Annotated in this window: 16 protein-coding genes; 12 read left to right on the forward strand and 4 right to left on the reverse strand. The window is 51.4% G+C overall.

Features of this window, described 5'->3' with window-relative positions; translation table 11 throughout:
• Window positions 1-665: 665 nt before the first annotated feature.
• From AWJ19_RS08690 to AWJ19_RS08735, 11 genes are all read left to right on the forward strand, one after another.
• On the forward strand, window positions 666-2,915 hold the full coding sequence (locus AWJ19_RS08690; RefSeq protein WP_068722932.1) for a helix-turn-helix domain-containing protein: 2,250 nt from the start codon (window positions 666-668) through the stop codon (window positions 2,913-2,915).
• Between the two features lie 422 nt (window positions 2,916-3,337).
• Complete coding sequence (locus AWJ19_RS08695) at window positions 3,338-4,951, forward strand: extracellular solute-binding protein (RefSeq protein WP_068722934.1); 1,614 nt, start codon at window positions 3,338-3,340, stop codon at window positions 4,949-4,951.
• Between the two features lie 117 nt (window positions 4,952-5,068).
• Window positions 5,069-5,935: an ABC transporter permease subunit gene (locus tag AWJ19_RS08700; protein ID WP_068722979.1), complete on the forward strand. Its 867-nt coding sequence runs from the start codon at window positions 5,069-5,071 to the stop codon at window positions 5,933-5,935.
• 24 nt (window positions 5,936-5,959) lie between these two features.
• On the forward strand, window positions 5,960-6,832 hold the full coding sequence (locus tag AWJ19_RS08705; RefSeq protein WP_068722936.1) for a carbohydrate ABC transporter permease: 873 nt from the start codon (window positions 5,960-5,962) through the stop codon (window positions 6,830-6,832).
• A 41-nt stretch (window positions 6,833-6,873) separates the two neighbouring features.
• Window positions 6,874-7,830: a TIM barrel protein gene (locus AWJ19_RS08710; protein ID WP_241781663.1), complete on the forward strand. Its 957-nt coding sequence runs from the start codon at window positions 6,874-6,876 to the stop codon at window positions 7,828-7,830.
• Window positions 7,830-8,510, forward strand: coding sequence for a hypothetical protein (locus AWJ19_RS08715; RefSeq protein WP_068722938.1), 681 nt, complete (start codon window positions 7,830-7,832; stop codon window positions 8,508-8,510). The genes AWJ19_RS08710 and AWJ19_RS08715 overlap by 1 nt, the downstream gene beginning before the upstream one ends.
• Window positions 8,511-8,560: 50 nt before the next feature.
• The gene (locus AWJ19_RS37550) at window positions 8,561-9,547 is read left to right on the forward strand and encodes a hypothetical protein (protein ID WP_347231093.1); all 987 of its coding nucleotides are present in this window, start codon (window positions 8,561-8,563) and stop codon (window positions 9,545-9,547) included.
• A 35-nt stretch (window positions 9,548-9,582) separates the two neighbouring features.
• Entirely contained in the window at window positions 9,583-10,317 is a 735-nt protein-coding gene (locus AWJ19_RS37555) for a hypothetical protein (RefSeq protein ID WP_347231094.1), read from the forward strand.
• 82 nt (window positions 10,318-10,399) lie between these two features.
• Complete coding sequence (locus tag AWJ19_RS08725; protein WP_068722940.1) at window positions 10,400-11,803, forward strand: MATE family efflux transporter; 1,404 nt, start codon at window positions 10,400-10,402, stop codon at window positions 11,801-11,803.
• 298 nt (window positions 11,804-12,101) lie between these two features.
• The gene (locus tag AWJ19_RS08730) at window positions 12,102-17,696 is read left to right on the forward strand and encodes a S8 family serine peptidase (RefSeq protein ID WP_068722941.1); all 5,595 of its coding nucleotides are present in this window, start codon (window positions 12,102-12,104) and stop codon (window positions 17,694-17,696) included.
• 150 nt (window positions 17,697-17,846) lie between these two features.
• The gene (locus tag AWJ19_RS08735; protein ID WP_068722942.1) at window positions 17,847-19,094 is read left to right on the forward strand and encodes a helix-turn-helix domain-containing protein; all 1,248 of its coding nucleotides are present in this window, start codon (window positions 17,847-17,849) and stop codon (window positions 19,092-19,094) included.
• Window positions 19,095-19,160: 66 nt separating this feature from the next.
• Here the strand turns inward: AWJ19_RS08735 and udk are convergent, their stop codons facing one another.
• The gene (gene udk, locus AWJ19_RS08740; RefSeq protein WP_068722943.1) at window positions 19,161-19,802 is read right to left on the reverse strand and encodes a uridine kinase; all 642 of its coding nucleotides are present in this window, start codon (window positions 19,800-19,802) and stop codon (window positions 19,161-19,163) included.
• A 193-nt stretch (window positions 19,803-19,995) separates the two neighbouring features.
• On the opposite strand from udk, the gene AWJ19_RS08745 reads away from it, so the two are divergent.
• Window positions 19,996-21,087, forward strand: coding sequence for a beta-eliminating lyase-related protein (locus AWJ19_RS08745; RefSeq protein ID WP_068722945.1), 1,092 nt, complete (start codon window positions 19,996-19,998; stop codon window positions 21,085-21,087).
• Between the two features lie 343 nt (window positions 21,088-21,430).
• Here the strand turns inward: AWJ19_RS08745 and AWJ19_RS08750 are convergent, their stop codons facing one another.
• Genes AWJ19_RS08750 through AWJ19_RS08760 form a run of 3 tightly spaced genes read right to left on the reverse strand, consistent with a single transcriptional unit; the run spans window position 21,431 to window position 25,082 of the window.
• A complete protein-coding gene (locus AWJ19_RS08750; protein ID WP_068722947.1) occupies window positions 21,431-22,945 on the reverse strand; it encodes an oligosaccharide flippase family protein in 1,515 nt (504 codons plus the stop codon).
• A gap of 44 nt (window positions 22,946-22,989) precedes the next feature.
• Window positions 22,990-24,096: a polysaccharide pyruvyl transferase family protein gene (locus tag AWJ19_RS08755; RefSeq protein ID WP_068722949.1), complete on the reverse strand. Its 1,107-nt coding sequence runs from the start codon at window positions 24,094-24,096 to the stop codon at window positions 22,990-22,992.
• Window positions 24,093-25,082, reverse strand: coding sequence for a glycosyltransferase (locus tag AWJ19_RS08760; protein ID WP_068722951.1), 990 nt, complete (start codon window positions 25,080-25,082; stop codon window positions 24,093-24,095). The genes AWJ19_RS08755 and AWJ19_RS08760 overlap by 4 nt, the downstream gene beginning before the upstream one ends.
• Between the last annotated feature and the right edge of the window lie 57 nt (window positions 25,083-25,139).

Below are 25,139 nucleotides of genomic sequence, written 5' to 3' on the forward strand. Positions count from 1 at the left end.
GCCAACCCTGGGAACCAGCACTGAATTAGCGAGCACCTGTCTCGACACCGCATCCATCAAGAGCGGGGCGGCCCAAAGCTCACTCTCTCGGCTGCCAGTACAGAGCCAATGTTGCGCTCGAATGGAATAGTTTCAAACCTATCACCCGTCAGGGTGATTTTCTGCTGTACGGGAACTGACCGGAAACAGTGGGAATCCCGCTTTTCTGTGTTTTCACGTGCTTTTCCCATTTATCCGTCCTGATCAATACCATGCTACCTCCATCTATCCCGAATCTATCCCTATTATCCCGTCCCGCACTGATTCCGCCATCCTAACCGGCTCTCCTCCACAGCGGAATCATGCGGCTGTATCAGGTTTCTTCCTATAGTGTCTGTCATACAGAGAGGGGAAGAAATTATGTCCAGGAAATGCCAATTTTACCCGTTGGCCGGGTCCGGGGAGCATGTGCTATAATGGCAGAAATCCGAACATAGGCTCGTCTGTGATTCATAAGCCTTTATATTGATTAACCTTATTAATGTTTTAGCTTTTTCCTGCAGAAACGGGGCTTGTCCCTGAAAGCACGCAGCCCTAATTATAAACAGCTGCCTTCCAGGCAGCATATGCACCTGAACGGCCGGACCGCGGCCTGGTATCCTAACGGTTGTGGAGGAGGTTGTCTATTGTTTCGTACCTGGTATCGCCGATTACTGCTTTCTTATTTTCCTATTTTCCTGCTCACCGTAACGATCCTGATTTTTGCCTCGTTTGTATTTATTAATGATATCTCCCGGATGGAAACGAAAAAGGCAGACCGGATCTCAGCCAGCTATCTCATAGATAATATTGATAAGACGATCAGGGAAGTGGAGCTGTCCGTGCTGGATTCAGTGGAGCGCAGCGATGTCTACAAGCAGTATTTCAATAACGCCGGCAAGCCGGATACCGGATCTGTCTATGCGGTTGCCCAGAGTCTGCGCAGCCTCATTCATGAATCCTCCTACATTCAGTCTGTTTATCTGTATGACAAAATTAATGAAAGCGTTTTAACAGAAACTGGATTAAAAGAGCTCTCCGGCTTTATAGACGAGGACTGGATCAGACAGGTCACCTCCGGCCCGCTGCCGGAAGACTGGCAGCCTGTCCGCAGCTATAAGACTGAACTTGTACAGCGTACACCGATACGTGTGCTTACTATTAATAAAGCGATGCCGCTGCCCTTCGGCTCTGAGGGAGTGCTTGTCATCAATGTCAAAATGAGCGGGATTGAGCAGCTTGTTGACAGTATGGTCAATCAGCAGCTTTCTTTTGTGACGATCCTGGACGGCGACGGCAAAACAGTCTACCAGGCACATTCCGACCATGAGGGGGCGTCAAGCGGCAAGCAGCTGAATACACTGCACCTTAAGCGGCTCGGCTGGACCTTCGCAAGTGGAATTAAGGCAGGGAACCTGTTCGGCTGGGTGTCGGTCATTTCCTATCTGTGGGTGGCTATTGCCATCGGCACAGTGATTTGCGCAATTTTTTACCTGGTCTATGTAACCCGGCGCAACTATAAACCGATTCAGGTCATTATGAACCGCATAGAAGGCCATCAGATCCGGCAGATGGATCAGTCGAAAGACAAACCCGACGAAATGATGCTCATTGACGGGGTGCTGGAGGATCTGATCAACCACATGACCGACTATGACCGCAAAAGCCGGGAAAATCTGCTGCTTCAGCGCAGCAAGCTGTTCACCGATCTGCTGCACAGCGAGCGGCTGGATGATGTCATAGGGCGGATGGAGGAGCTGTCCCCGCTTACGGGTGCTGACTCCTCCTCGCGTTTTACAGTCGTGCTCAGTGAAATTAACCGCTATGAGCGTGTTTTTGAGGAACGTTATACCAGAGGAGATCAGAATACGCTCAAGTTTGCCCTGATGAATGTGTTTCAGGAGCTTGCACGTAACGCCGAGCTGCAGGGCTGGGCGGAGTGGGTCGGAACGCGGCGGGTAGCGATATTGTTCCTGGGTACCGGCAGCGATGAGGAAATGACCGAGCGGATCCGTGTCTTTGCGGAAGATTGCCGCTTCTGGGTGGAGCAGAACCTGCGGATCTCGCTCAGCTTCGGCATCGGCCCTGCTGTAAAAGGACCCGGTACGATCCGTGAATCCTATGCGGGGGCCGAATATGTCATGCAGCATAAGCTGCTCCGCAGCGGGGATATCGCCTTGGCAGAATACGGGGAAGCACGCCAGCCGCTCCTGGAGACCTATACCTATCTGCAGATGATCGCAGAGTTCGTTAAGCAGTTCCGGATGTCGAGCGGTCTGTGGCGTGAGCAGCTGGAGCGGATTTTCGAGGCTTTTGAGCAAAATTTCCTTCAGGATGATGATATCCGTTCCCTGATTCAGGCGATGCTGCAGATGCTGAGCCGTGAGGTAGCCGTGATGTCAGAGGAGCTGCAGGATGAGCTGTCCGCGGAAACGGCCTCTATCCGGTTAAAAGGGCTTGAAGAAGCCGAGTCGCTGGATGAGATGAAAAATATTCTGCTGGAGTATCTGACCGATCTGTTCCGTACCTATGTTTCGGCCAGTGAAACCAAGAGCTACCGGGCGATGGTCACCGAGATGAAAAATTATATCGAAGAGAATTTTACTAATCCTGATCTCTCATTGAAGCATCTGAGCGACCGGTTTCAGGTGTCAGGCAAATATGCCAGCTATCTGTTCAAAACTGAATTTAAAATGAAGTTCGTGGATTTCGTAACTGAGCTGCGGATGAAAGAGGCCGAGCAGCTGCTGGCGGAAACCGATTCTCCGCTGCAGGATATCGCGCTTCAGGTAGGCTATGCCAATGCAATTACTTTCGGCAGAGTATTCAAACGGGTTGCCGGCATTACACCGGGGGATTACCGCCAGCTCAAACGCCGGGAATCGGGCAAAGCCTGATTAGGCAGAAGCAGTTCACGCTGAACAATAACGCAAGTCTTGCCTCCTAAAAAATCAGCTGAATATATCCATCCGCAATCAGCCGTGTGATCTGTCCGAATGTCTCTGAAAAGGGGCGTCCAGACAGGGATACGGCCTTTATTTTGCTTATTTGAAAGCGGTTTATCATACGAAAATGGTTGGTCGGATAAACCGGAAGTCCGAATTTCAGGCGTTTTTGCAATCCGAAACAGGTTTATTGTCAGAGCTCCGGAAAGTGTGGAATACTGTGGTCATCCCGGAACCTTAGGCGGCAGGAAGTAAAGGCGGCGTAAGCGTAAAAAGCATTCTTTTCTAAAGAAGGGCGGTACGGGAGCTCGGATGTGAGGTTGGGGGATTCATAAAGTCACCATTATAGCCGCAGAGGCGAAGGAGATGGCACAATGACAGTGAATGCAAACCAGAAAGTTCTGAAGAAGGCATTGGGAATCGGGTTAAGCGCAGTAATGGGGATGTCCCTGCTGGCCGGGTGTTCCTCTAATGCAAACGGAAACGCGAATACGGCATCAAACGGAGGAACAGCAACCGACGGGGGCAGTAAAGAGCGCGTTACGCTTAAGGTGGAAATCTTCGACCGTGGTAACAGCCCTGCGCCTTATACCATTACCAACAACTATCTCTCCAATATGGTGCAGGAACGGTTCGGTGATCCGAACAACATTGATGTCGAATATGTTCCGGTTCAGCGCTCCGAGGAAGTTACGAAACTGAACGTACTGATGGCCAGCAACACTGATGTGCCTGATATTGTGTTCACTTATGATTCCAGCGTGTTCTACCGTTACGCCCAGCAGGGCGGTCTGACGGATGTCGGAGCGCTGATTGATGAGCACGGGCCGAATCTGAAAAAATTCCTCGGTGAGGATACACTGGCATTCGGGCAGCTTGACGGGAAGCAGATGTCCATTCCGGGTAAGCGGGCAATCACTGGCCGTTACAGCTCCTACATCCGCCAGGATTGGCTGGATAAGCTGGGCCTTCCGGTGCCGACCACAACGGATGAGCTATACACGACTTTGAAAGCGTTTAAAGATAAAGATCCGGGCGGCCTCGGCAGCAAAAATATCCCGATGGGCATGGCGCTCGCTCCGGCCCAGTTCGAGACACTGATCTATTCCTTCATCAAACCGATAAAGGGCGATCTCACTTACGGCCAGCGCTATGAGCTGCCGCTGCATGACGGCTTCAAGGATGCGATGCAGTTCCTGAACAAGCTCTACAATGAAGGGCTGGTCAGCCAGGACTTCAGTCTGGATGAAGATAAAACGCAGCTGGCAAAGGATATCCAGAACGGCAATGTCGGCTACTGGTCTGAAGATGTGGACAATATCTTCTACGCTGAAGGTACACTGGATAATCTCTACAAAAATGTACCGGGCAGCAAAGTGACGGCGGCAGATGTTCTGACCAACGCCAATGAGGGCAACAAGCACATTAAATCGCGTTATGCGTCTAACGGGATGTACATCATGATTCCGAAGAGCAGCAAACGTGCCGTGGAGGCCATTAAATATCTGGACTGGATGGCTTCGGACAACAATCTGATCGATATTTACAGCGGGGTTGAAGGCGAAAACTATGATCTGGTTGACGGTATCCCGGTAGTTAAAGCGGATGTTGCCCAGGAGTTCGCTGACCGTCTGTTCAATGCAGGCGACATGGCGATCATCTCTAACGGCAAGAACATCGGCGACCAGGCAACGAATGAAAAAGCATGGATCAGCGGCTTCCCGGAACGTAACCAGGAAATGCTGAAGCAATCCATTGATATTGCCAATACCGATACCGTTGGTCCAATTGTCTTCGGTAAACCGATTGAAGCGGAATCCAAATACGGGACTACGCTCAATGACAAGCTGGCCGTAATTATCGTTAAGACTGCGATGGCTAAACCGGAGCAATTCGATGCGGTTTACGAGCAGGAAATGAAGGACTTCATGTCCCTTGGCGGAACCCAGCTTAAAGAAGAACTGGAAGCAGCACTGAAGGAACTGTAAACACAATAAATATAAAAAGAAGAACCGGAGGGAGCAGGTACGCCGCTTCGTCCGGTTTTTCTTCCCAAGGAGGGAACCGGCTTGAGTAAAGTCAGCTACTTGAAGCGGTATTGGCAAATGTACGCGCTGCTTTCACTGCCACTCATTTACTTCTTTATCTTCCGTTACGGGCCGATGTACGGTGTGCAGATTGCCTTTAAGGACTTTAATCTGTTCCAGGGAATCGGCGGCAGTGAGTGGATCGGGTTCGATGCATTCCGTGAAGTTTTTAACATGAGAGAGTTTTACACCGCGCTGCGCAACACCTTTATGCTTAACTTTCTGGATTTGATAGTTTCTTTCCCGGCCCCTATTATTCTGGCAATCATGCTGTATGAAATTAAGAGTGCCTGGTTCAAAAAGATTTCGCAGACCATTCTTTACATCCCTCATTTCATCTCCTGGGTTATTATCGGGGGGATTGTCTATCAATTGTTCGGCAACCAGTCCGGTATGATTAACGAGGTACTGCAAGGCCTGGGGCTGAACCCGATTCCTTTCCTGACTGAAAAAGGCCCGTGGCTCATCACCTACCTGTTTACAGGGGTCTGGCAGAGTGCCGGCTGGGGAACGATTCTCTATCTGGCAGCACTCACCGGCGTAAACAGAGAGCTGTTTGAAGCAGCTGAGGTTGACGGAGCAACGCGGATGAAGAAGATCTGGTATATTACGCTGCCAAGCATCAAGCCGACAATCGTCACTCTGCTTATTCTTAATCTCGGCAAAATGGTAAGCATCGGCTTCGACCGCCCATATGTTATCGGAAATACGGCGGTACGTGAATATTCCGATGTGCTGAGTACCTTTGTCTACCGGATCGGTCTTGAATCCGGCCAGTACACCCTGGCTACCGTAGTCGGATTGTTCCAGGCTGTGGTCGGTCTTGTATTCATTCTTGGCTCCAACTATATTTCGAAAAAAATGACCGGCGACGGTATTATCTGATAAAGAGGAAGGAGGCGGAGTACTATGAGTGAACGTACTTCAAACCGGATATTCGAAATTGTCGTTGTTACCTGTGTGGCCTTGTTCGTTCTGTTCTGCCTGGCTCCGTTCTTGCATGTTATTGCAGTATCACTCAGCTCCAACCGGGCCATTACCTCCGGCGAAGTTACAATTTTTCCGATTGAATTGAACTGGAATGCCTATGTGCAGGTGTTCTCGGATAATGCAATGATCCGTTCCCTCGGTTATACGGTGCTGCTGACAGCGGCGACAACCGGGCTGTGCATGCTCTTCACCATTGCCGCAGCCTATCCGCTTACTAAGGGTTACCTGAAGGGTCGCAAAACGTTTATGGTTATTATCATTATTACCATGTTCTTCAGCGGCGGGATTATTCCTGAATATCTGCTGATGCGCGACCTGCGCCTGCTTGATTCCACCTGGGCGCTTATTCTGCCCGGTCTGGTCAGTCCGTTCAATCTGATTATCCTGATCTCCTTCTTTAACAACATTCCCCAGAGTCTGGAAGAGTCGGCCGAGATCGACGGCAGCTCCTTCTTCCGTACGCTGGTTAGCATCGTTCTGCCGCTGTCCATGCCTGTGCTGGCAACGCTGGCCCTCTTCTATGCAGTCGGCAGATGGAACGGTTTCCAGGATGCGCTGATGTATATCAACAGCCCGGAACTGTATCCGCTGCAGCTCAAGCTATTCCAGATGGTACAGAACAACATGGTCTCCGAGCTAACACAAATGGAGGGTGCGAACCGCACTGCGCTGACTCCGGAAAGCCTGAAGGCAGCAACGGTTATCTTCGCTACAGTGCCGATTCTGCTCGTCTATCCGTGGCTGCAGAAGTATTTTGTCAGCGGTGTTATGCTGGGTGCCGTTAAGGGTTAACGGATAAGGGTATATTCGTGGGATCAGGAAAGGAGAACGCAATTTTGGAAGACAAAGGGGCATTTTCATTCTCAACCTGCTGGAATATGAAGCGCCACACGACAGGAGACGGGCTGCTAAGGGAAATTCTCGGGCTAGGCTTCCGCAGGGTGGAGCTGAACTATAATGTGACTGAAGAGATGCTGGGGACGATTGAGCCGATGATTGAGCGGGGGGAGATCGGCATTTCCAGTGTTCATAACACCTTCCCTCATGTTCCGGACCCTGATTACGGTACGGATTCCGTGCTGCTCGGTTTCGAGGATAAAGAGAAGCGGCAGCGGGCCATCCAACTGCTGATCCGCTCTGCCGAGTATGCACAGCGCTACGGCGGTGAGGCAGTAGTTGTCCATCCCGGTGAAGTTCCCTTCCCGAATGATATCGCCAAGGAGCTGGAACAGCTCTACAGCGGGGAGGGCAAGGATTCCGACGCCTTCCGCAGCAAGTGGGCGGAGCTGCTGGAGCGGCGGGAGACGTACAGTGCCGGATATGTGCGGACTATTACCGAGAGCCTGTACGAAGTATGCGATAAGGCGGCTGCCAAGGGGCTGAGCGGCATCCGCTTCGGCATCGAGACACGCTCCCGGCCGCAGCAGATACCGACGCTCGCCGAAGCCAAAAGAATCATCCGGGCGCTGAAGGGCGCGCCGGTCGGTATCTGGTACGATACCGGTCATGCCATTATGATGGACCGTCTGGGGCTGTACGACAGTGTGGGGGAGATGGACGGGCTGATGAATGATATTGTCGGCGTCCATATTCACGAGACCATCGGGCTCTCGGATCACTGGTGCCCCTACGTAAACAGCGGAGATATGCATTTCTATGATGCTTATCTGCCGATGATTGAGCGGGCACAGGTGAAAGTATATGAGCTGAAGGCGGCCTGCCTGCCGGAGGATATTCATGAGAGCCACCGTCTGCTTACGGCCAAGCTGGCGGCACGGGGGGCGCTCTGATGCCTAGTGCAAAGGACAGATTAAGCGGTGAAGAGCGCAGACTGGCGGCCGCCTATGCTCCCGGTCTGCTGTTTGACCGGAACGAGCCTTTTTACCCCGTTCGTTTCGGCGTAACGGTACTGCGGGAGGACGGGGCTTCGCCTTCCTTCCCGCGCAGGCTTAAGGTGAGCCGGCCGGATGTTGCGGCTGTCGTGGAATACGCTATTTATTACGATTACGATATTCAGCATCTGTACGATCTGGAGCATGTATGGGTTTATATCGGCAGTAACGGTGAAGTCGCAGACGTCGAAGCCAGCTTTCACGGCAAATATCTGAAAGGCCTGCTGCGCGGCCGTACCAATCTGAGCAATACCCGCACCAGCCTGTATGTGCAGCCCGGCAAGCATGCGCTCTCACCCTTGCCTGAGGTGTTTGAGCTGCTGCCGGGCTTTGCCGCCTGTACGCAGGAGGCAGCGGGGGCGGACGGGCTGATCTACGGTGACTGCTTCCGCGGGCTGCTGGCTTCGGATGAAGCCACAGATCAGAAGGTGCGCCGTTATCTGCAGACCTGCCGGTTTACTCCTTCGGGAGTCTATAGGATCTGGGAGTATGCGCACCGGGACGACTTATTCGTTTCGTGGAACGAGCTGTTTGCTGAAATACCGGTGCGTGTGCGGAAAGAGCTGGAGCGGCTGTAATGAAACTGACGGCGGTGCCGGGTGTTAAATGCTAACATGGAGGAATGACAATGTATAAGCAACTGGTGGACAGCAACGACAGAGCAGTGGAAGAAGGCTTAGCCCGGCAGGTGCTCGATCCGGAGAGCCGCTATTACGGCGGAACGATTGATCCTTTCACCGGCGTTGCCTGGGTCAATCATACGACCGGTACGCCAACCGAGATGTGCTACTGGGGAGCCGCGCTGGTGAACCCCGATTCGAAATACTACCATGATGAACAGCTGCTGGGGAGGCTTGAGCTGGCTGCTGAGTTCGTGCTGCGCGGCCAGCATGCGGACGGTACAATCTCCCCGGGCTGGACGAACTTCCACTCTCCGCCGGATACAGCCTTTGTGATCGTCGGTTATGCCCAGCTGTATCAGCTGCTGTCCCGGCAGGACTGGGCGCCGCTTGCGCCTGTGCTTGGCAGGATGCGGCTGTTTCTGGAACGCACCATTCCGGCTATGCTTACAGGCGGCGGCCATACGCCGAATCACCGCTGGGTGATCAGTGCGGCTCTGGCATATCTGCATGAGCTGTTCGGACTGCCGGAAGCCGTCCTGCGGGCAGAGCAGTGGCTGGCCGAAGGCATGGATATTACGCCGGACGGGGAATGGACCGAGCGCAGCAACGGCATATACAGCGCAGTCAGCGATATTATGCTGATCCACACCGCCCGCCTGCTGAACCGCCCGCAGCTGCTGGAACCCGTCCGCCTGAACCTGCGGATGATGGTCTATCTCGTCCATCCGTCGGGTGAGGTCGTGACCGACTATTCCGGGCGGCAGGATTTGGGGCATGTGCATGACCTGTCCCCTTATTATTTACCGTATGCCATCCTGGCCCGGCTGGATAACGATCCTGTATTCGCCGGGATGGCCGAATGGGCCGGCCGGTCGCTCAGTAATCCAGGCTTCTGCTCGGTGAACGCGCTGGTGCGGATGCTGCTGGAGCCAGAGCTGCAGCAGCGCCAGCGGCGGAGGCTGTCCTCCCTGAGCGGTACGAGACAATCCTGAACGGTGAGTTTCTGCGGCACGGCTATCTTGCAGGCATGGAGGCAGCAGGCCATCAGGGGCGGATTTCCCACAGCCGGATGCATACCGATTTCGGGGCTCCGGTGGCCCGCTACCGGGACGGGGATACCAGCGTAACACTGATGACAGAGACTCCATCCTTCTTCGCACTGCGGCATGGCGGGGTACGGCTGCTGGCTGTACAGCTGGCTTCCTATTTCAATCCGGGATTTGTGCCGATGCAGGATATGAGCAGGCTGCCGGAAGGTTACCGGCTGGCGGGAGAACAGAAGAAGGGATACTACGGACCCGTGGAAACGGAGCGGCTGCCTGAAACGGCCGGCGCGCCGGTCAGTCCATGGTATCTGCTTCCGCACCATATCCGTCCGCTTACCCATGAGCAGACATTCCGCGCAGAGGCAGAGGCCGTCCGTACCGCTACCGGCTGGGCGATCCGCCTTCAGTGTGAGGAGCCGGGTGAGGTAATGACCCAGCTGTCCTTTGTTTTCGGTAAGGAGGGCAGCTTCACCTCAGGCGAACTGGAGGCTGTAGAAGAGGATTGTTATCTCTGGAGCGGCGGAACGCTCCGTTATGAATGCGGGGAGGACTGGATCGAGCTGACTGGGGGTGAGGCTGCGCATCTGGCGGCTTCGGTACGTGAGGCCAAGCTGCAGAGTAACTGCAAGACAGTACTGGTGAATCTGATGACCCCGTTCAATAAGGAAATAACACTCACCCTGTCTCCATCTATGACCAAAGAGCAAAACCTGTAAAAATAGTGAACAGCCTTGACTCCTGAGCCTCGTATGTTAGAATGACAAGATTCAAAATTCTAATATAAAGAAGTGAACGGTTATGCCAGAGCCTGGAGTAAAGGGTAAGGTAAAAGTGAAGCGGGGCAGCCTGCTGCTCGATAAGTATTTTTCCGGAGATACGATGGATTACCGCCAGATGATCTCATTATTTATTCCGATTTTGGTCGATCAGGCCTTTGTAGTCGGCCTGAATCTGGTGAACACAGCGATGATCAGCTCGTCCGGTGTGGCGGCAGTCAGCGCGGTCAATATGATAGACTCTCTTAATATTTTCCTGATCAGTGTGTTCATTGCGGTATCCACCGGGGGGACAGTTGTAGTTGCCCAGTACAAGGGGAGCGGCAATGACCTGATGGTTTCCAAGGCCACAGCGGGGGCGGTGTCGTCCGTCTCCCTGATGGCTTTATTTATTGGCCTGTTCGGCATTGTTTTCCACGGCCCGCTGCTAAATCTGCTGTTCGGTGCGGCGTCACCGGACGTAATGGCCAATGCCCGGACGTATCTGATCGGCAGCAGCCTGTCCTATCTTGGGATTGCGGTTGTGGAGGCGGTCTGCGGTGCGCTTCGCGGGATCGGCAGGGCGAGGGCTTCACTGGTGCTCTCTCTGATTATGAACCTGATCTACGTGCTGCTGAACTTTGTGTTTATTAACGGCCTGCACATGGGCGTGTTCGGTATGACCATTGCTGTCAACGCATCCAGGTACCTTGCGGCCATCTGTGCCTTAATCTATCTGTTCCGGATGGACAGCACGCTGCATGTGAGATTCCGGGACCTGCTGGCGATGAACTGGTCGATGCTCAAACGGATCATGAATATCGGCCTGCCGTTTGCTGCGGAGCAGATGTTTTTCAATGGCGGTAAAATTCTGACCCAGATCTTCATCGTCAGTCTGGGCACCTATGCCATCGCGACCAACGCGATAACCTCCACATTGGCCGGAGTTATGCAGATTCCCGCCAATGCGTTGTCCCTAACGCTGATCACGGTCGTGGGCCAATGCATGGGCAATCGTAACGTCAAGGACGCGCGGAAGTTCGTCAAATCGTTCCTTGTGCTGTCTTCCGCTTCCTATGTACTGATGGCTCTGCTGATTTTCCCGGTCTTTCATCCGCTGGTTTCGCTGTTCCATCCGCCGGCTGAAATTATCGACGATATCTTTCTGGTCTTTATGATCAATTCCATTGCCCAGATCCCGCTATGGTCGGTCAGCTTCATTACTCCATCGGCGCTCCGGGCGGCGGGCGACTCCAAATTCACCTCGATGGTCTCCATGCTGTCGATGTGGCTGTTTCGCGTCGTGCTCGGCTACCTGCTGGGCATCCAGTTCGGCATGGGCATTGTCGGTGTCTGGCTGGCGATGAACTGTGAGTGGGGGGTTCGCGGCTTCATTTTCATGCGGCGTTTCCTCGGAGACAAGTGGCTGCAGCATAAGGTGATCTAATTCAGATTAAGGCAAGATGTTATATATATGAATTCTGTACAGCCTCATTTGGGGTAAACAGAGCAGGTAAGGCAGCCGCTTTCAGCAGAAAGCGGTCTTTTTTTTTGTCTTTTTGCCGGTGAAAGTCCTGTTTTATCCGAATATATGACAGCAATTTAACGGATATTCCCTTATTTACTATGAGTTGAAACATGAAATTACCCCAATTTACAGCAAAAATCCTACCGATTATATTAAGTTAAAAAATTGGATTAACATCTTTTTTACATTTGTTAAATATGAATTATGGAGGGTTTAAATGAAGCGCAGAACAATGAACCGCTTGTTATCCGGTACAGTTGCAGGAGGACTTCTAATTTCCACTTTGCTGGCTCCTGCTGCTTTTGCGGCGCCGTCCGCCGGAGGCACTGTCACACCGGAACAGGCTGCAGCCATCCTTAAGGGCCTGACCCTGGCCCAAAGACAGGCACTGGAGCAGCTCAGTGTCAGTTCCGGACCGGTAATCTCGCCCGGAGTCAACACGGAGAGCACAGAGCTTGTTAACGTCATCGTCCAGTTTATCCCTGAACCAGCGGCAGTAGCCGGTCTGACAGGCTCCGGCAAAGCCAAGAAATTTTCACTAACCTCCGCGGAGGACCAGGTGGAGCAGTCCCATAAGGACTTCCGGACTTTTATCAATCAGCTGAAAGTCAACAAACGGGATAGCAGCCGCAGCGCGTACGCTTATAACCCGTCAGAAATTTCGGTCTATCAGGAATACCGCGAGGCCTTCAACGGTGTGGCAGTGACCTTGCCTGGTACTGCAGTGGAGGATTTGGCGGGTTCCGGTCTGGTCAAAAAGATCTGGAATGATACTACCGTTCAATTGCCGGAAGATACAGTTGTACCTACCGACCTTACAGGGGAAGACACCGCCGCTGATGAGACTGCAGGGGAAGAGACTCCAGCCACTAGACTGATGATGGAAAGCTTTCCGGTTATCGGGGTGGACAAGCTACATAACGAGAGCATTACCGGTAAAGGGATTAAGGTAGGGGTTCTGGATACGGGGATTGATTATAATCATCCCGATTTGACCACCGTCTACCAGGGATACCGTAAGACCGCGGGTGAAGATCCGGCGGCTGTCGATCCGGCTGCCGTCAAGGGCTGGGACTTTATCGACAACGATGCCGATCCGATGGAGACAACCTATAATGATTGGATTGCAGCCGGTCAGCCGGAATCCGAGTCAGAGGAGTATTTCACTGCCCACGGAACACATGTAGCAGGGACTATTGCCGGCCAGCAGGTCAATGCTGTCGATTATGCTGTCGAAGGCGTTGCACCGGATGTTGAGCTATACTCCTACCGTGTCCTTGGTCCTTATGGATCGGGTGCGAACAGCGGGATTATCGCCGCAATCGACAAAGCGGTTCAGGATGGAATGGATGTCATCAATCTGTCGCTCGGCTCGAAATTAAACGATCCGCTGGATCCCACCTCCATCGCCATTAATAACGCGATGCTTGCCGGTGTAGTCAGCGTGATCGCTGCCGGCAATGATGGTCCCGCGGCCGGTACGCTCGGAACGCCGGGGGCCAGCGCACTTGGAATTACCATCGGGGCCTCCAGTGTGCCGATCACGATTCCTTCTGTTACGGCTTCCGTATATGATGCGGCGGTTCCTGCAGCTGCAGAGGGAGAGCCTGCTGCGGTTACGGATACTGTCTACCAGCCGCTGACCATGAAGCTGTTCGGTGAAGAGTTTAACTATGAGCCTGCCAGCATCGTTGGTACAGAGCTGGAAATCGTATATGCAGGTCTTGGTAAGACTGCAGATTTCACCGGTCTTGATATTGCAGGTAAGGTAGCCCTTATCGAACGCGGGGAAATCGGCCTGAATGCCAAAATCAAAAATGCTGCCAAAGCAGGTGCGGCAGCGGCCCTTATCTATAATAATACAACCGGATATATCGACAATTATCTGGGTGAGGCGGCAGGGTTTATCCCGACCTTCCAAATCCTGCAGTCCGAAGGCAAAAGCCTCAAGCAAATGGATAAACCGTTTATCCGCTTTACGGCTGCAGAGGATGTATTGTCGCCGGGCGATACGCTGGCTGACTTCAGCTCGCGCGGACCTGTATCGGGAACAGACGATATTAAGCCTGACCTGGTAGCTCCGGGTGTGGCGGTATTCTCTACCTATCCGGTCTACATGAATGATCCGGTGAACCAGAGCAATTATAATATCGCTTATACGCGAATGTCGGGTACATCCATGGCGACTCCGCATGTGGCCGGCATCGCAGCACTTATCCTGCAGGCTCACCCGGAATATACGCCTTTTGATGTCAAAGCTGCGCTTATGAATACTAGCGTTGACTTGAATGCGGACTATTCGGTGTATGAAGTCGGTGCAGGACGGGTAGATGCGTACCGCGCTGTTCACGCAGCAACGGCCGTTAAGGTGCTGGATACAACCATCAGCACTAATGCTGACAATCAATATATTGAGATTGCCGACATTACCGGTTCCCTGAACTTCGGAAGCGTATATACCGAGGGAGGGGAGACCGCTTCGGTCAGCAAGCCACTGGAACTGGATAACCGGGGAGAAGCCGGAAAGACCTACCGCCTGGAGCTGGAGCTGCCTTCGAACGCCCCGATTACTCTCGCCAGCGATGAGGTAACCGTTCCCGCACAATCCGCCGCAACGTTCAATGCCGAGCTGCTGGTCAACGCTTCGGTGCCGAACGGAACCTATGAAGGCTATATTCATGTAATCAATGAAGCAGATGCTGCGGACGTTTACCAGCTGCCCCTGCTCATCCGGGTATCGGACAAAGGTCTCGGTTACCTGGAAATGGATCCGCCGGCAATTTCGAATAACTATGTGACACATACCTACTCCAATTGGGTTACAACCGCCTTTTTCTCACTGAAGAGCCCGATGGAGACAATGGATATCTATCTCAAGGATTACAAAACCGGAGAGGTGCTGGGTTTCCTGGGCACTGTAGATACTGAAGGCATTGCTGTAGGCAAAGAAGTCATGCTGTTCAATTTGTTCAAAGGTTATGTCTATCCGTTTACGGAAGACGGCGGCATCTCTAAAGTCTCCCGTTTTGTTCCGGAGGGTGAATACGCACTGGAGGCACTCTCTACAGATGCAGACGGTGAAGCTTATCAGGTGGAATCTCCAATGACACTGGTAGATAATACATCACCGGAGCTTTCGCTAAAGACTACAAATGCTGCCGGAGATACAGCTTCTCTGACCCCGCAGATCATTGAAGTGGCCGATGATTCGCTGTTCACGACAGAAACCTTTGAGGGCAAAGACATTTCAGCCATTTGGGTACACGGGAACATTACAGACGACAGCATTAAGCAGCTGCAGGAGGCCGGCTATGCCTATGATCAAAGCAACAATACAGTAAGCTATTATGAATATGGAAGCCCGTTCATGTCCGGATACTTTAAGGCTGATGAGAACGGGGATTTCCGTTACGGGATCACAAAGGAAGATTTTGCATCGGAGCCTTATGAGCTGCGGCTCTTCGGCTGGGACCCTGCAACGGTAGGGACAACCTGGCTGGGCAATAAATATGTCTATGTGACCCCGGAAACCACATATGCGCAAGCTGAGCTTAGCCGGGAATCGGTGCAGGCAGGCGATACCTTTACAGCAACGATTAATATGAATAATTTGAAGGCTTTTACGGGAGCTGAATTTACCCTCGAGGATGTCACCGGAGTCTTCGAACTGGAGTCGATCGGGGCTACAGACGAGCTTAAAGCGCTCGCGGCGAAACAGGGAGCTACGGTAGAGGTTCAGCGGGATGCACGCAATGAATTCTACAGCAGCGTAAAAGTAGATCTTGAAGGCGAGAACCTTACAGGAATCGACGGTGATGTGCCGCTCCTGACCCTTAAATACAAGGTAGCCGGAGATGCTTATTATAATAAGGTGGCTACCATCCGGATGATCGACCTTTTCGTGACGGAGGCCGGAGCGGAAGAAGCTGTATATACGCCAGCGTACACAATGGATTATATGGATCTCGTATCCCACACTTCGCGCCTTTATGGATATTTGGGTCCTGAAGCCTTTATGGTAAACGGCGAATACCTGCAATTCGGCAAGGATTACACTAAGATGAATTTTGAAGTATATGCGGAGACTGCATCCGGTAAAAAATACACGGCAGCCATTGACAGGAATGCCCAGTATAACATTAGAACCATTCCTGTTTCCGATGAGGTAATCAAAGTAACCTTTAAAGCTCCAGGACATACTTCACTCAGTTATTCAACGGCTGTTTATAAGATTGAGAACGGCAAGCTGATCGGTGCGCAGCAGCTGCTGTCACTGAACGGTGCACTGGCTGGAGATGTTAACGGAGATGAAGTCATCGACATTCTGGATTTGAAGCAGGCCGGATTGGCTTACAAGACGAGTGATTCCAAATCGGATATCAACCAGGACGGAATCGTTGACGATACGGATATTCAGTTCATCGTGAACAACTTCCTGAAGCTTGGCCAGAATGCCGGAGCTGATGCGGTTGCCAAGGACAGCATCGGAGGTATCGGCCTGGATGGAATGCTGGAACAGATCAAGAATGGCACGCTGACGGAAGGAAATACTGGCGGCGGTACAGACAGTGGCGGCGGTACCGACAACGGGGGAGGTACCGATAACGGAAGCGGTACGGACAATGGCGGCGGCACCGATAACGGAGGCGGCAGCAATAACGGCGGCGGTACAGACAATGGCGGCGGCAGCAATACAGGTAATACTGCTGTGGTCACAGAGCAGACGGTATTAGCCTCTGATTTAGCGGCTGTATCTGACGGCGTTGCAACTATTGACGCTAAGGCGGGCGTTCCCGTGAAGCTGCCGGCCAATACAGGCGAATTGCTCAAGGGCAGCAGCCTGGCGGTGCGGACTGATGCCGGATCGGTAACTATCCCGGCTGAAGTGCTGTCGGCATTGGCGGCACAAGCGAATGACAGTAACCAGGGCAGTATCTATCTGAATATTGCAGTCAAGACGGTGACACCAGTATCCGCAGAAGCAGGTGTAACGCTGATTTCAGGGGGAGCTTACGACTTCAATCTGTCCTATAAAAAAGCGGGCGGAGAAGAAATCCGGCTTGCAGCCTTCCCTAAAGACGTACAGCTGACGCTGTCTTACAGCAGCAGTCTGAATGCTGAGCTGGCGGGTGTCTACTATCTGAATGAGAAGACTTCTGCTTGGGAATATGCAGGCGGCAAGGTTGATGCAGCACAGCATACGATCACCACAAACGTAGGCCACTTCAGCACATACGGTGTACTGGCTTATGAGAAGAGCTTTGCGGATCTTTCCGCTTCCCACTGGGCGGCCGGAGCCGTTAAGGCATTGTCAGCGAAGCATATCGTTACCGGCCAGTCCGATACGCTGTTCGCTCCGGATACCAAGACAACACGTGCCGAATTCGTAGCAATGATTGTGCGGGGACTGGGACTGAAGACAGAAGCGGCTGCTTCGGGTCAGTTCAGCGATGTTGCGGCAGATGCCTGGTACGCGGATGAGGTTGCTGCAGCACATGCAGCCGGACTGGTGAACGGACTTACGGAGACAACCTTCGCTCCGAACCGGAGCATTACCCGTGAAGAGATGGCTGTTATCGCTGTGAAGGCTTATGAATATGCGGCCGCCAAGCAGGCGGATGTTCAGGGCGGCACTCCATCGTACAAAGATCAATCGGCGATTTCTTCCTGGGCTGCAGAGAGCATTAATGAGGCGGCCAGCCTGGGGATTATGTCCGGGCATGCCAGCGGCCTGTTCGCTCCGAAAGCGGCAGCAAGCCGTGCAGAAACAGCGCAGACAATATATAACCTGTTGAATGCAGCACAAAATTAAAAGGTAAACTGATTTAAGAGATAGCCGGGGATTAGCGCTGCAAGGGCGGTAATCCCCGGCTTTTTTTGATGGATGAATCATCGGTCAGTCTTTTCCCTGTATAATAAAGAGAGCTTACTGCTGTACTTTAACGGAAAAGAGGACTTGGGAATGACTGAGGGAAAAATCATCAAGCATTACCGGGAGAAGCAGCATTTAACTCAGGGGGAGCTTGGCCAGGGCATTTGCTCAGTAACTCATTTAAGCAAAATCGAACGGGGCATCACCGAGTATTCACCGGAAATTATTGATTTATTATGCGAACGCCTGCAGATTAAAATGGCTGCAGAAGTGGAACGCTTCATTCAGACCCAACGCAAATTAAATGAATGGCATGACGCTATGGTCATGCAGCGGACAGAGGAAGCAGAAGTCCTGAAAGCACAAATAGAGCAGGAGACGCTAAGGGATCTGCCCGATTATAAAATCCCTTATCCACTACTGTTAATACGATACCACCTTTACAGGAATGAGTTGAAGCCGGCCTCCCGGCTAATCAGGGAGATTCAAAAGGCTGAACTTCCTTCGCCCCATATGCGTAACTATTTTAGACATCTGCAGGGCATATATTATTTTTTGTCAGGACAATTTCTGGATTGTATCGGTGTTTTGACAGAGATCGACGAGTCGGAATATACCGAGCAGGAGTATTATTATCATCTTGCGCTCGCCTATCACTCTATTCACTCCAGTATCATCGCTTATTATTATGCTGAGAAAGCGCTGCAATATTTTCGTAAGACGCTTAATCTGATCCGGATCATTGATACAGAGACGCTCATGCTGATTCAGCTTAGTGTGAACGATCCGCATTATTTTACGATAGCCAAGCAGTCCTATGAGAATCTGATCAAAGCTTGTGAGCTGTGCGGTTCTGCCGACCGTAAGTACAAGCTGCTCCATAACCTGGCCTATGAGCATATGCGCCGGGGGTTATATGACGAAGCGGCCGAAGGATTCCAGCAGGTGATGGAGCTGGTTGGCGGGCCGGAGCATCCGTTCTACCTGAGCGTACTCGACTGCTATATTACCTCCTGTGTGGGGGCAAAGCGCCTTCCGGTTTCCGGACTGCTGGCGTTAACATATCAGGGTCTGACACTGGCGCGGGAGCGCAAGGACAGCCGGGAGATTAACTTTAATCTGCTGATACTGTCACTGAAAGAGGACTGGCAGCCGTATTACCGTTATATAGAGGAGGAGGCCCTGCCGCATTTCCGCAGCAACGGAGACACCTACACCATTGAACGTTACGAGCGCAAGCTGCTGTCTTATTATCTCAAGAGCGGGGAACGCGATAAGGCACTGGAGCTTTCGCTCTCTATGATCAGCGGGATGAGCAGCGGCCTGGAGGAATATTGATCCATCTGATGGAAAAAACAAAAAAACAGAGGCCGTGATCGCTCACAGCCTCTGCCTTCTGCCCTCTTAACGTGCGCTTCCGTTCCACTGCTGATCACCTGACAGGTATTTGGCAGTCAGTACCGACAGCAGCTCGATGCCGACTTCGTTCTGTCCGCCTTCAGGAATGATAAGGTCGGCGTATTTCTTGGACGGTTCGATGAACGCCTCATGCATCGGCTTCACGGTCGTCAAATACTGGGTATGGATCGAACGGATAGTCCGGCCGCGTTCTTCAATGTCACGCAGCACCCGGCGCATAATCCGTACATCCGGGTCGGTATCAACAAATACCTTGATGTTCAGCTGCTCGCGCAGCTTCTCGTCGGACAGCACATGCAGTCCTTCAACAATAACGATGTTGTTCGGCATAAGCTCAACGGTCTTGTCCGTAAAACGGGCATGGACCGTGAAATCATACACCGGGGCATAAGCAATTTGTCCGGACTTCAGACAATGAAGATGCTCAATCAGCAGCTCCGTATCAAAAGCCAGCGGATGATCATAATTAATCGCTCCGCGTTCCTCGAAGCTGAGAGAGGAATGGTCTTTATAGTAGTTATCCTGGGATATGAACGTTACTTTGTCTGTTCCAAGACGGTCAATAACGGAGCGGGCTACCGTTGTTTTGCCGGAACCGGTCCCGCCGGCGATACCAATAATAAGCATGGTGTTGTAATAAACCTCCCTAAGCAATTGCCTTTGCAATTCCAATATTGTAGCACAGCATAGGACATATTTCATCTTGGAACCCGGGAATAAATCGTGAATTTTTGAAAAAAATCAGGTTTTCTGCCGGAAACTGCTATAATTTATGAACATTGCTTAATAAGAGTATACCCGAAAGGAGCAACAGCACTTTATGTATGAACAGAAAACATTACTGGAGGCCTATAATGCTGCTTCCATCCAGCTGGCCGGACACGGGAAACGGGATGTGGAAGTGCTCAAACAGGCATTTGCCGGTATAGAGGGCAATATTTCCAGCGATATGTACGGCAGCGGCGCAGTCATCGAGGATTTTCAGGTTGAAATGGCAGAGGTGCTCGGCAAGGAAGCAGCGGTGTTTTTTCCAAGCGGAACGATGGCGCAGCAGATTGCCCTCCGGATCTGGTCTGACCGCAAGGGGCTGAAGACGGTAGCTTATCACCCGCTGTGCCACCTGGAAATCCATGAGCAGGACGGGCTGAAGGAGCTGCATCACATCAGGCCGGTTCTGCTGGCGGACAAGGACCGCCTGATTACACTGGACGATGTCCGCAGCATCGGAGAGGATATCGCCTGTCTGCTTCTTGAGCTGCCGCAGCGTGAAATCGGCGGACAGTTGCCCGAATACGCTGAGCTTGAGGCGATCTCCGCCTATTGCCGGGAGCAGGGAATTATATTGCATCTGGACGGGGCGCGCCTGTTCGAGGTGCTGCCGTACTACGGCAAGACAGCTGCTGAGGTGTGCGCGCTATTCGACAGCGTGTACGTCTCGCTCTACAAGGGCATCGGCGGCATCGCCGGGGCAATCCTTGCAGGCAGCGAAGACTTCACGGAGGAGTCAAAGATCTGGAAGCGGCGGCACGGCGGGGATCTGATCAGCCTGTATCCGTATATTCTTCCGGCACAGGTTTATTTCCGGCAGCGTGCCGGCAAAATGGGGCAGTATTACGAAGAGGCCAAAGAACTTGCAGCGTTGTTCAACGGTTGCGATAGAACTGCTACTCTGCCTGAAATCCCGGTCTCGAACATGTTTCATGTCCATTTCTCCTTATCCAAGGCACAGGTAGAGCCGGTCCTGATCCGGATAAGTGAACAGACCGGTGTAGGCCTAGCCGCACGGCTGAAGGAAACCGGCCCGGACTCCTGCTCCTATGAGCTGAGCATCGGGGACCTGTACAGCGGCATCCCCAAAGCCAAACTGAAAGAGGCGTTTGAGCTGCTGGACCGGCTGCTGCAGGAAGCGTAAGAGTTAGGAAGTGCGATTTTCAAACGGATAGGCCGGATAACTGCACAATGTACAACTAAAACCAGCAGATAGCTGCCCTAGCAGCATATAACTGCAGTCTGTGCAACTAAATCTGCCTGTTTCAGCCCAAATAGTCGTTTCGAGCCCGTTTAGTTGTACAAAGTACAATTAAGCGGGCTTTTTGTTGAAAATCAGCCGTTTAAGTTGTACAAAGTGCAGTTAAGCACATAAAAAAGACACCCCTAAAGGGTGTCCATTGTCTGTTGTCTGTTGTCTGTTACGCTGACTGTTGTCTGTTACGCTATCTGTTGTCTGTTATCCGCACCTTATCCGCTATACCATTCTAAGCCTGACTCCGCAGCGCAACTTTCCGCATCGGACCTGTAACAATCTGCTTCTCATCTGCATTCATGCTGAAGGTCCACATGGTGGCTGCGTACAGCACGGAGTACAGGATGACATACAGGCCGAGCTGGAGATAGGAGCTGATGCTTACAAAAGTCAGCAGGTATCCGCACACGCCGCCGAGCAGCACCACCGGAATGAAGACTTTAATAATTTCCTTCCAGAAGTAGAAGATGTCAAATTTCAATTTATACTTGTAATAGATGTTGTTCAGGATGACATTGACGATCATGCCTGCAGCCGTTGCAATCGCACAGCCGGTGATGCCCCAGACCCGGATGAACACCAGCGTCAGGATGATTTTCAGAATGGCGATGGAAAAATAGATCAAGGCTTTAACCTTGTGCCGGTTCATCGCCTCCAGCATCGTGGCAAACAGCGACTGGACGATCGAAGTAATCTGCGGAATGATAATGATCAGCGCAATCGTGTACGCATACCGGTAGCCTTCGCCCAGCCAGATCAGAATGAACACCTGCCCGAACAGCACAAACCCTGACACAATGTAGCCGACGATGAGGGCCTGGATTCTGCCTATCTTGACCAGCTCGACCATCAGCCGTGCCTGATCCGCGCCTTTGACAATCATTTTGGTAAGCTTGGGCAGATAGAAGCTGGACAGCACATTGGAAAAATTCATAATGTACGTGTTCAGCTGGGTGGAGATGGCATAAATCGCAATCGGCGTAGCACCAAGGAACATACCGATAATCAGAGGATCGGCATTTGTATAGAGCTGGAAGGCAATGGATGACAGCAATATGTAGGAAGAGTAGCTGAATACTTCCTTGAACAGCTTGGTGTCAAAGGTACTGAATTTTACGATCAGCTTCATTTTATATCTGCAGACAAAGTAGTTGGCCAGCCCGATCGCAATGTTCAGTCCAAGAGCGACGGAAACCATCCCGACCGATCTCAGGCCCATGAACAGCACCAGCACCATCATCGCCGGGGAAATAACCACTCGCAGCAGATTGATGATTTTGAGATAAACAAACCGTTCATAAGCGGTAATAATAGAGCTGTAAATATTCATCGGGAATGAGATTGCTACATTGACTGCTGCGATAATGAATATGGTTTTGAGAATACTGAGCTCAGATTCATTGAGGCTGCTAAAAATCGAATTGAAATTAAACACCAGAATCAGACTGGCCAGCAGGGCAAGGAGGCCGATTCCCGAGAAGAGCACCAGAAACATCCCGTTGATGTTCCGCTGCCCGTTCGTATCATTTTCCGAGATGAATTTGGAGTTGAACCGTATAACCGCACTGCCGAAGCCGAGGTCCAGCAGCACGATATAGGCGATAATGGAATTCACCAGTGAATACAGCCCGTATTCCGATTTTCCCAGAGTTGAAACGATGTAAGGCGTCGAGCCCAGGGAAATGATCACACCCAAAAAGACAGAGAGATAGGTAATAATCGCAGCAAGTTTTATATTGGTTTTCAAGAGTACATCGCTTCCTCGCTACAGGGAATGTCGTGGTGGATGCTCTAAGCCGTCACGATGGATGAAGGGTTGAATGCGTCTGTATTATCTGACATGGCCTCTATGATCTGGTTGTAGTGCTTGGTTGAGAAATCATTGTTGTACCGCGGAGCCGGAATCTTGCTTAGTTCGTCCATTAATTCAGGAATCTGGCCGATATCGTTAGTAAACTTGATATAGCCGAGATGCTTGATCCATTCGTAGCTGCCTACGACCTTGTAGTTATAATTACCGAGTGCAATACACGGAGTGGAGGTAATTGCCGCAAAAATCATCCCGTGCAGCCGGTCCGTAATCACAAGCTCCGCCTCCTTGAACTGGTTCCACAAGCTATACAGCTCATGCTCCCGTTCCTCAACAGAAACATAACGTATAATGCAGGTATCCGAATAGGTAATCTGGTCAAAAGCTTTTGAGACACTGTCATTGATGATTTTCTTCTGCGCTTCGTTAAAAATGCTCTCCTTATCCGCTCTGATGCACATCAGAACTCCGCTGCGCTCACGGGGAGGATCCGTAATATCCAGCGACATTACGATATCGGGGGTCAGGAGAACCTTATTATGCTTAAAGCCTTCTTTCATCAGCTCATAGGAGGTTTTTTCCCGGGCTACCAGTGTCAGGTCTCTGTGGGCGCTGTATATGCTCTGAGTTTTCTTGAACTCCTTGCGGCCTAATTCGGTATCGCCAAAGTAGATGGTCTGGGGGAAGAGGATGATTTTGTTATTGGGGAAATTGCTGATGATCTTTCTGCGGACTTCTTCCTCCCTGAAATATTCAATGCCGAAATTTCCGCCGCCCTGGAGCGCGAAGATGTCATCAGGGGTAGAATACTCCATTAGGCATTTCCAGTTAGATGTCAGCCGGTCGGCAACAATCTCAATCAGGGTATAATCGGGGAACGCTTTTTTCAAAAAGTTCATTTGAGCCATCGTAATGGCATGATCACCGAGATTATCGTGTTCCGGGGAACCGACTACGAAGATGGCCTTCGATTTATTCCTGTACAGGTCTCTGTTGGCCATATACCCTCGGAAGTACCGGTAAAATTCATTATTGCTTACATAATTCCGGAAAGAGAGCGGGAGCATCTTATGAATAAGGTTAGTCATGTCAGGTTACTTCCCTTCACACGAAGTTTGGATTGATACAGGACTCTATATGTGTTTGAGCTTGTCAGGATAAGCAAAGTGGCTATCTTCATTTGCTTGCTGATGCTTTTGTTGCGCATGACCTCTTTAAGATGTTTGCTGAAAAAGCTGCCCAGCTCCGCGATATATTCCTTATTGGCACTGTTTTCTCCGGCGATCATCTGAAGATTGCACAGCTCAATGCCCTCGGTCACGTTTCTGGCCAGGGACTTTTCAATCGCTTCAGGGTAGTTTTTATGCTTAATATCCTCATACAGTTCACGCCAGGCACAGATCCGGTCATAATATTTCCGGTTATTCATCTTGCCTGTAATGCTGTCGCCTCTCCTCAGATACAGATATTTGGGCGAATCCAGGGAAACGACCTTCTCCGCCTGCATGAACAGCTTGTAGGTTGCGAACATATCCTCGAAGTATCTGCCGACCGGGTACCTTACCTTTGCGAACAGCTCCGCCTTATACAGCTTATCCCAGGCCAGATTCTTGATCTCGGTATCTTCCAGCAGCTTTTTGAATGCTTCTTCATTATTATAGACACGGACCTCATGGGAGAACTCCTTATCCACATATACACCGTCTTCGACCTCAACATGGCCGCACACTGCAATATCTGCACCATGGGCAGTGATTAGTCCATGCAGAGCTTCAAACATATCAGGCTCAATCCAGTCATCGCTGTCTACAAAGCCGATATATTTGCCTGCGGCAATATCAATGCCGTAATTGCGGGCGTCGGACAGGCCGCCGTTCTGCTTGTGAATGACCTTTACCCGGGGGTCCAGCTCTTTATAATGCTCGCAGATTTCGCCGCAATTGTCGGGAGAGCCATCGTTTACAAGAATCAGTTCGAAGTCTCTGAAGGTCTGTGCCAGGATGGAGTCGACACATTTTCTTAAATACATTTCAACTTTATAGATAGGCACAATAATGCTTATCTCCGGTTTCATGCAACAATCACTTCCTTTCAAAATAACGGATGACTGGGCCAGAGACGGAAGCATCGA

Source organism: Paenibacillus sp. DMB5 (assembly GCF_001517085.1).
Classification (GTDB): Bacteria; Bacillota; Bacilli; order Paenibacillales; family Paenibacillaceae; genus Paenibacillus_AQ.

Coding starts and splice junctions, on each gene's coding strand:
- AWJ19_RS08695 (WP_068722934.1), top strand. CDS start 3,338: ATGACAGTGAATGCAAACCAGAAAGTTCTGAAGAAGGCATTGGGAATC.
- AWJ19_RS08700 (WP_068722979.1), top strand. CDS start 5,069: ATGTACGCGCTGCTTTCACTGCCACTCATTTACTTCTTTATCTTCCGT.
- AWJ19_RS08705 (WP_068722936.1), top strand. CDS start 5,960: ATGAGTGAACGTACTTCAAACCGGATATTCGAAATTGTCGTTGTTACC.
- AWJ19_RS08715 (WP_068722938.1), top strand. CDS start 7,830: ATGCCTAGTGCAAAGGACAGATTAAGCGGTGAAGAGCGCAGACTGGCG.
- AWJ19_RS37550 (WP_347231093.1), top strand. CDS start 8,561: ATGTATAAGCAACTGGTGGACAGCAACGACAGAGCAGTGGAAGAAGGC.
- AWJ19_RS37555 (WP_347231094.1), top strand. CDS start 9,583: ATGGAGGCAGCAGGCCATCAGGGGCGGATTTCCCACAGCCGGATGCAT.
- AWJ19_RS08725 (WP_068722940.1), top strand. CDS start 10,400: ATGCCAGAGCCTGGAGTAAAGGGTAAGGTAAAAGTGAAGCGGGGCAGC.
- AWJ19_RS08730 (WP_068722941.1), top strand. CDS start 12,102: ATGAAGCGCAGAACAATGAACCGCTTGTTATCCGGTACAGTTGCAGGA.
- AWJ19_RS08735 (WP_068722942.1), top strand. CDS start 17,847: ATGACTGAGGGAAAAATCATCAAGCATTACCGGGAGAAGCAGCATTTA.
- udk (WP_068722943.1), bottom strand. CDS start 19,802: ATGCTTATTATTGGTATCGCCGGCGGGACCGGTTCCGGCAAAACAACG.
- AWJ19_RS08745 (WP_068722945.1), top strand. CDS start 19,996: ATGTATGAACAGAAAACATTACTGGAGGCCTATAATGCTGCTTCCATC.
- AWJ19_RS08755 (WP_068722949.1), bottom strand. CDS start 24,096: ATGACTAACCTTATTCATAAGATGCTCCCGCTCTCTTTCCGGAATTAT.
- AWJ19_RS08760 (WP_068722951.1), bottom strand. CDS start 25,082: ATGAAACCGGAGATAAGCATTATTGTGCCTATCTATAAAGTTGAAATG.